General features: G+C 62.9%; 5 protein-coding genes. 4 read left to right on the top strand and 1 reads right to left on the bottom strand.

Annotated elements, in window-relative coordinates; translation table 11 throughout:
• Positions 1-689 precede the first annotated feature (689 nt).
• On the top strand, positions 690-2,432 hold the full coding sequence (locus ACVOLZ_RS21815) for a hypothetical protein (RefSeq protein ID WP_005411405.1): 1,743 nt from the start codon (positions 690-692) through the stop codon (positions 2,430-2,432).
• A 22-nt stretch (positions 2,433-2,454) separates the two neighbouring features.
• Here ACVOLZ_RS21815 and ACVOLZ_RS21810 read toward each other — a convergent pair whose 3' ends face one another.
• Positions 2,455-4,299, bottom strand: a complete 1,845-nt coding sequence (locus ACVOLZ_RS21810; protein ID WP_481517953.1) for a DUF4209 domain-containing protein — start codon at positions 4,297-4,299, stop codon at positions 2,455-2,457.
• Positions 4,300-4,543: 244 nt separating this feature from the next.
• Here ACVOLZ_RS21810 and ACVOLZ_RS21805 point away from each other — a divergent pair, with 244 nt between their 5' ends.
• From ACVOLZ_RS21805 to ACVOLZ_RS21795, 3 genes are all read left to right on the top strand, one after another.
• Positions 4,544-5,371, top strand: a complete 828-nt coding sequence (locus tag ACVOLZ_RS21805; protein WP_005411403.1) for a hypothetical protein — start codon at positions 4,544-4,546, stop codon at positions 5,369-5,371.
• 212 nt (positions 5,372-5,583) lie between these two features.
• The gene (locus tag ACVOLZ_RS21800; protein ID WP_005411402.1) at positions 5,584-6,453 is read left to right on the top strand and encodes a restriction endonuclease; all 870 of its coding nucleotides are present in this window, start codon (positions 5,584-5,586) and stop codon (positions 6,451-6,453) included.
• Positions 6,454-6,601: 148 nt separating this feature from the next.
• Positions 6,602-7,300 carry a helix-turn-helix domain-containing protein gene (locus ACVOLZ_RS21795; protein ID WP_005411401.1) on the top strand — a complete coding sequence of 233 codons (699 nt, stop codon included), beginning with the start codon at positions 6,602-6,604 and terminating at the stop codon, positions 7,298-7,300.
• Positions 7,301-7,830: the final 530 nt, after the last annotated feature.

The raw sequence follows: 7,830 nt of genomic DNA, 5'->3' as shown, positions 1-7,830 counted from the left end.
CGCGGCGGCAGCGGCACCGCCTTAGGCAAATATAAACCGGACCCGGCGGGGGGGGGCGCGGCCCTCAATATGCGCGGTTCCCCGGTACCCGCCTACACAGTGTCCGGCCCGCGCGGGGGGCGTTGGCCGGCAGATCCGACCTTCAAAGTACCGGGGTCATGGCTCGCCATGGCGCTACGGCCGCCCTCGAAATTGCTATGTCTCGTTCTTCGCAATCGATCTTCAACGTGGATGATGGTTCGCTGGCGCCCGGGCAACGCCCGGGATCGTCTGTGGGAGCGTAGGTCGTTGCGAAGGCCTCCCGACCGCCCCGTCGACGCGACGCCGCGAGCAAGTCGCTTGCCCTTGGCGGACACGGTTCGTGTTCAAGAAGACGCCCTTCGTACGGCTGCGTTCGTCGAGGTCTTCGTCAATCCGGTGAGGGGTCAGATTCTCATGTTCGCAGCCCAGCACCCTGGCCTGACGATCTCGGATTTGGCCTCCCTGACCGGGGTAAGTCTGTCGACTGCTTCGCTGTATGTGACCCAGCTTCGCGCAAGCCACTGGCTGACCGTGGATGTGCTTGGTCGCGAAAAGCGCGTTCGCGTTGCCCTGGAACATCGGCAAAAGTCCATCACGGTCCTACGGCAGATGGCGACTCGGTTCGCGTCTGAGGGTTAGCACCGGTGTCCCGAAGCGCGGTCGTTCAAATGAAGGAGCTACCTGAAGGCGACGCCACCTATGAGCTGCGCTGGCTAGGCGCGCTGCAATTGGCTGAATCCCGTCAACGACCCCTTGAGATCCATGCGCTGCTGGCGGCGGAGTCAGGTCAGAGGGTGAGACTTTGGCTGCCGCTGGACCGCATGCCCCTCCTGATGCTCGGTTCGCGGTGGCATCGCAAGACCGCTGTGGCCGCGGCCGACACGCCTCGGGATATCGAGCCTCTCTTGTCGATGGGCGCCACCTGGGTCTGCCCTGACTCGGCTGGCGACGTCGTGCCGGAGGACTGGCTTGGCGGGCGATTTCCCCACCCGTCCGGTGGCTGGCAGTTCTGGGCTGCGGACGGAGCGCAATACGTTCTCCCCGTCAGCGAGCTCATTCGCACGCACTACGTCTTCGACCCTCGATTACTGCCCAGCATTCTGGGTGGGGTGAGCGAGAGCATGGCCCTGACGGGTCGCTCGCGCCAAGCCTGGCATCCCGATCAGTGCCGGTGGATGGATGGGCCGGGCGGCACCGCCCAGTTCCGGATCTCGCGCTTCATGAGCAATGAAGGCGCCTTTCGGCTGGCCAGACTATGGTTCTCAGAGCCTGGACGGCGCGGGCTCTCCTTGCTGTTCCACGCCTTCCGCCGATTGCGCGTCACCGGTTCGTCGCCCGCACCTGGCTCCCAGCGTACCGGCCTACCCCGGGTGGAGATTCCGTACGCCGGGACCGCGAAGTGGAAGGTGATTACCCGCGAGTTACCGGGTGCCCCGGGAGGGCCACGGCGCTACCTCATCGTCGCGTTGACCCAGCACAGCGCCCAGCCGCCCTGGCGGGAGCTGGTAATTGACGATGGCATCGTGCGCCGCAAGCCGGCGGGCACCGAGGACCCGGGCGCGGCCGTCTCCCCGCCTTCGTCCGGCGTCCCCTTTCGGCTCGAGCCGATTCCCAAGCCGAACGTGACGGTCGCGACCTCAGCCACCGATGGCCGCTACAACCCGCTGCGCGCCAGAGATGTCCAAACCCTCGATCTGGAGGCCGATGCCTTCCGGTCCACCCGCAAGACAGCCAGCGAGGTCGGCCCGGGTGCCGCCGACCCGCGACGGCCCGGGTTCCGGCCGGTCGACAGTGGCGGGACCGATGTTCCCGGCAGCCACGCGGCCAACATTCCCGTGGTCCTTCCCGGAAATCAGATGTCTCCCATACCCGGGGACTACGCCGTGCCGTTCGGCCGCGATCTTCGCCCCGTCTTCGAAAAGGTCCTGACACGCCTGCAGGACACGGTCGATCCCAGCTGCGTGGGGCGCTTTCTCCCCTCCCGGGAGAAAGCCCATCGTTTTGAACTCAAGGCCACCACCGCCAAGACGCCCGTACGGCCCGCCACCACGCCGGATCGGCGTATCAAGCCAAGGCAGCTGCTCATCTTCGAGCTGAGGTGCCGGGACAAATGGCTGTACCTGATCGAGCCCACGCGGCGAAGCCGCAGCGAACGATTCCCCATCGGGATCGTCTATCGCAGCGATTGGGCGGGCTTCCTGACTGGGGACATCGTGGAAGTCGCGAGCGCCTTCGAATTCGCCACCCGGACCCGGCGTGGCTGGATCAATCATCTCTCCGAGTTCTACGCCGTGCTTCGCGCCATTGGCGTTGACCATCCCCCCACAGACCTCGGATGGGATGCCCGAGAGCCTGGCCTCGTGGACAGGCTCGCAGGGGCCATCGCCGGAGTGATCCTAGAGGACGGCTAAGCCTGAGGACGGGCAACGCCCGCTACCGGCCGGCAGCGGCGTTCTCGCGGGCGTCATCCATTCGCTTGCGGTGCCACTCGATTCCCCAGGGCACAAACAAAGTCATACGAAGCAGAAGCCACCAGAGCATGAACAGCCCATTGTTATGGACGGCGTCATCTGTCAGTAAGCCGTGGCTATACAGATTTCGAAGGTTGAAACCGGCCCTCTCGGTCAGCAGCGCTCGCAGTTGAAAAACGTTGTCCTTGCCCAGGGCCTCGGCGGCATGAGGGCTCTCCAAGAGCTGGTTCAGGGACATCTCTTCCTCGGTGCCGTCGTCTCGATTGACGAGCGTGTTGACCCGTTCGCGCTTGAAAATATTGCGCACAATGGCTTCAGATTGAGGAATCAGGTACGCCGCTACCTCGAGCCAGTCATAGTTGAACCCTGCCGTCAGGCCGAGCGCCACTGAATCCTCATGACCGTCCGGGACGCAGGGGGATTGGTGCATGTAGAGCAGGACGGCGTTGAGTGATGGTTCGAACTTCTCGCAGTAGACGTCGATCGCCTCAAAAATAGTCGGCGTGTAAATCGTCGAGTCGATCTCCCGGACCTGCTCGATCATTTTCTGGAGTATCTGATCCTCGTTGGTCCGGTCGAACGCCTCGCGTTTCGACACAGGGACCCCGTGTTCGTTGTAGCTGACCCGGGTGAAGAAATCGGCGATCGAATGATTGGCGTTGGCGTCCAGCACCGACTTCCGGACGTTGTCATACCTGGCACCCTGCCCGATGCCGTATGCCAGTTGCATCAGTCCGTCGTGATCGGTCGGACCCACTACGGTGGCCCGGACAAACTCGATCAGGTCCCGAATGTCTATGGGGAACTCCTGCATCTGCATTTCATCAAGAATCGTTCGGCGAACGTCTGCCAGCTCGTCCTGAAGCTCGCGGACCCGGTCTCGGTTTCCGCCGTACTGGCGCAGCTTGGCGATCCCTTCAGACATCCAGTCCGCCTTCAACATCGCCGATGCCGGTAAGCGGGATCGGGTGATCAATACCTCAGCCGCCCCCTGCTGGCATCGTCTGGCCGCGGCATCGTCCCGGACCCGCTCCCAGAATCTGGCGGCGATCTCAAAACAGGTCTGCGCATTGTCTGGCTGATAGCCCTGGCCCTGGTGGGCGTACCGGACCGCGTAGTCCTCGAAGAGGGGCGCAAGCTGGGCCCCCAGGGCCCGGTTTCGGGCACGTACCAGTTCGGAAAGAGGAAGGAATACGCCGGGCCAGCCTTGGTCAAGTGAGTGGCGAATGCCGGCCTCTATCAGGGTCCAATACCGTAACTGCAGATCGGCATTGCGCTTCTCGTACATGGCGGCAAGATCGACGCCTCGCTGTATCTCGTCACGTGACGAGACGGCACCGTCCGTGCACATCACCTGCTCGCAGTGCTCCAGATACGCCTTGGCCGCCAATTGGCCGAAATGCCACATCTTCAGGCCGAGGCTGCGTCCTGCGACCGACGCGACGTCTGCTACCCGGGCCCGGAGCCACGGGTCATCGAGGTTCTCAGAAAGGATCTGGAGGCAGGCGATGTCGTCCGCATCGAAGTCCTCGATCCGGATGGCGTCGGGATCGCCTGAGCGTCGCGACCGGTGAAAGACATTGTTAGGGGTTCCCGCACTCAGCCGTAGGGACGTTGTCGCTGCCAGCAAGGAAACGACCGACGCCTCGTTGGCGAGGCCTTGCGCCGCCAGGTCCTGAGAGCGTGTGGCCAAGATGGAGCAGTGCCGCCAGGCGCTGGACGCCCAGTCATCGAGCCCTTCCAGGTGACGCGCCAACTCAACGGCCCGTATGGCGTCAGGCGCCAATGCATTGCCCAGTATGCCCACGCGCTCACGTCCTGATCATCCGACGAGCCAGAGTAAGCGTGTTGTTCGCCTGGTGCCAAGCCGGCCGGGCCGGCCAGGCCAGGCGGCAAGCGGCAAGCGGCTAGCGGGACCGGCCGCAACAGGGGAGGATCGCGTAGCTGCCCAGTCAAGCCTGGGGACGGCCGCTGGGCGCAGTACTATCTAGCAGCCGCCAGGGTGGTCGGCACCCATGCCGCACTCGGTGCACTCTCTGAGAAAATGACGGATGCCGATCTCATTTGCCGTCGACGGGGACTACGTGGTCTGGACCCAGCAGTTCGCCAGTCCCACGGTTTATCTCGATACGTACGCGATTCGGGAGATATCCGAAAGCACTCAGCTGACCACCCGGTTTGCAGAGGCCATCAAGCGCAAGAACGGCACTTGGCTGCTGGCGCCGCTGTCGATGGGGGAGTTCGCCGTGTTCAAGGACCCCAGGCACTGCGCGCAGGCGGAAATTTTGCTCGCGCAGGTGGTCCCGCACATCTACCTCTTTGAGACCAAACCGCTGTCTGAGGAAGGCGATGGGGGTCTCAGCCAGCGCTCGCGGCCTCGACCAGATGCAAAGAATCTGGATTGGTTCTCTCAGAGATTCTGCCAAGTTGGCTCGCTCCAAGACGTCTTCCAAGGCATGTTCCAGCTAGTGCATGACCGCAGGGAGGAGATGCTCGAGTGCCTGAACGGGGCAGCCCTGCCCATCAAGGCGACTTTCGAACGCTACCGGCAGGCTGAGTCCTACCGGGCCAATGCGAAGGCCGCCCCGCTCGGTAATGGCCGATCCCGCCAGTTTGTGATCGCGGGTGAGCTTTCGCGAGACTTTGTCCTTGACATAAACGCCAATATCTCCCGGAACGACGCGTTGGACTTCATGCATGCCGTGGATGCCGTGGACTACTGCGACCTGGTGTTGTTGGACAAGGCGTGGGAGCGAAGGGTCAACGGGCTGCGCAAGCGGATAGCCGAGGAGGGCGTCGACATGCCCATTGCCCGATGCTTCTCCAAGAGCAATAACGGCATCGAAGCGTTCTTGGACGCGATTGAGCGCTGGCCCTAGGCGAGCGTATCCGCCTGACCTGACAGCGGATGGCGACGCGTTTTAACCCCGGGCTGGTGTCGGACGAGGGGGCGTGATCTAGCCTCTTCAAAATCGGTCGACACGAGGGGAGGAGGCCTCTCAGCCGGTTTGCCCATCCCCGTCTGATCGCTGATGATTGCCCCAGGGGGCGTCGCGGTCTGGGCGTGTCGGGGCATAGGTCGAGGGATGGCATGTCGAACTTGAAAGCGTCAGAAATGCGGGTGGTCGACCGCGTGCTGGAGATGGAATCGGGCTTCGTGCTCAACTTCTCTGATCGCACGATTGCAGAGTTCTTCCTGGATGAACTCAACATCGACTTCAACGACCCGAGCTTTGCGGTGAATGGTACGTCCAAGGCCAAGCGACTTCGTACCTTCCTGCAAGGTGTCGACAAGGCCACCGCCGCTCGAACGCTCCGAGAGCTACTCAAATGCCGCGCCAAGATCTACCGGGACTCGGGACGCACGGATGAACTGCCAAATGCCGACGGCATGCTGCTCGAGGTCATTGGGCGTCTGGAAGGTCGGGATGTGGGCCACGGCGTTGCCCCGCCGCCTGCGGCGTCGCCGATTCCAGTGGAGTCGCTCAAGTCCGAGCTGATCGCGCTGCACAACCTGGAGCCCCATCCGCGCGGATACGCTTTCGAGAAGTTCTTGATCGGACTGTTTCGAGCCTACGGCCTGCAGCCGAACAGCCCCTTCCGCCTTGTGGGGGAGCAGATCGACGGTAGCTTCAAGTTCGAGGGGGAGTTTTATCTGCTTGAGGCTAAGTGGCATAGCCCGAAGACCCCGGCGGCCGACCTTCGGAACTTCCACGGCAAGGTGACCGAGAAGGCGGCATGGGCGCGTGGGTTGTTCATCAGCAACAGCGGTTTCACCGAGGATGGACTGCAGTCGTTTGGACGGGCGAAGGCGATCGTGTGCATGGATGGGCTGGACCTTTGGACCATGCTCGACAAGCGCATACCGCTGCCAGAGGTCTTGGACCGCAAGTTGCGGCACGCAGCCGAGCGTGGGGAAGTTTTTTGCTCCGTGCGGGATCTGTTCCAGATCCAGTCCTGATCCGGGCCCCCGGCCCCGGGCCCGGGGCCGGGCTCTGCCCCTGCCCAAGCGGTATTGTCCCTGGCGCCTCCCTGGCGGGTCGCTGTCGTGTTCGCCCGCGGCGGGGTGCCTACACTGGCCCGCAAGCAAATCGTCAGGAGCGAGCGGCATGAACCCGACCAACAGTCCCACCTCTCCCCGGGTCCTGACCGTCCCGGAGGTCGGTGCCTTTACCAGGCTGGTCCGCGAGTCGCGGAAATGGTCCCAGGAGCAGCTGGCGGCGATCTCTGGCCTGAGTGTTCGCACCGTCCAGCGCGTTGAACGGGGCGAGTCAGCCAACTTTGATACCCGACGAGCCCTGGCTCGGGCTTTCGAGCTGCAGGACCTGGACGCCTTGAACAAGCCGTTCTCGATTCCGAGCGAGGCGGAACTCAAGGCGGCAAAGGAAGCTTTTGATCGGGACAACGTCACCTTGGCCCTCGCGCCGATCAGCACCGGGCGTCAGTTTGCGAAGCTCGTGGAGGGCTGCGAGATGGACGTCTCTGAGCCGGCGTTCGAGCTTCCGCGGGAGGCCGCCGAAGCGTTTGCTGCGCTGGTGGACTACTTCCGGGACTACCGGGATTGCTCGGAGCTGTACTCAGAGACTCAGAAGCTCGAAGTCCACGAGGATCTGGAGCGCCACATGGATGAGCTCCGGTCGCTTGGCATCTCATTGCGCTACGCCGAGCGAAAGTTGCGGATGAAGTTTGGACCGCCCGCGCCGGATGCCAAACCGATGGAGGTGACCGCCCTGTACGTCGTCGCGTTTCAGCTGGGCAAGGAGCCCGACCACATCGCCACGCCCAAAGCGACGCGGATTGGCTGGTAGCCTGCCAAGCCATTGCACCAGCGCGTAGAGGCTGTCTCAGTACCCGAGACGTGGAGGCCTTTATCCTTAGGCGGCCAGTGCGACATCCAGGCATCCAATCGCGGTCATCGACCTGTTGGGTGGCGCCGGCGGGCTACATGTTCAGCAGCAGGTGGTGTCGATCAGCAATATCCAGAAGACCGTGGCAAACTAGAATTGTGCTGTTGGATTTAATAAGAAATAGGAAGCACGGCGCGCATTCAAAGTGCCAGGATTTCGGTGAAAGGCCGAAAAAGAGAAAGGCCCAAGGTTGCAGCCTTGGGCCCTTCGAGACGTCCATCGTTCCCGTGGCGGGGACACCTAGCCGAAAAGGTTGATTCGGAAGGAGGGTGATGAACTTGCTTAGCCACCATCTCGCAATAGCCTGAGGCAGTGGCCGTCGCTGCCGGGGCGCCAACACGCCCCCGCCCCCCGAAAACAAAAAAAAAGAGCGCGAACCGCAACCCAAGTGGTCCGCCCACGCCAAAATTAGAAGCGCAAGCGGCCTGTTG

It is taken from the genome of Stenotrophomonas sp. STEN020 (assembly GCF_056760195.1).
The sequence above is the reverse complement of the archived record's forward strand: the minus strand, read 5'-3'. Positions and strand labels throughout refer to the sequence as shown.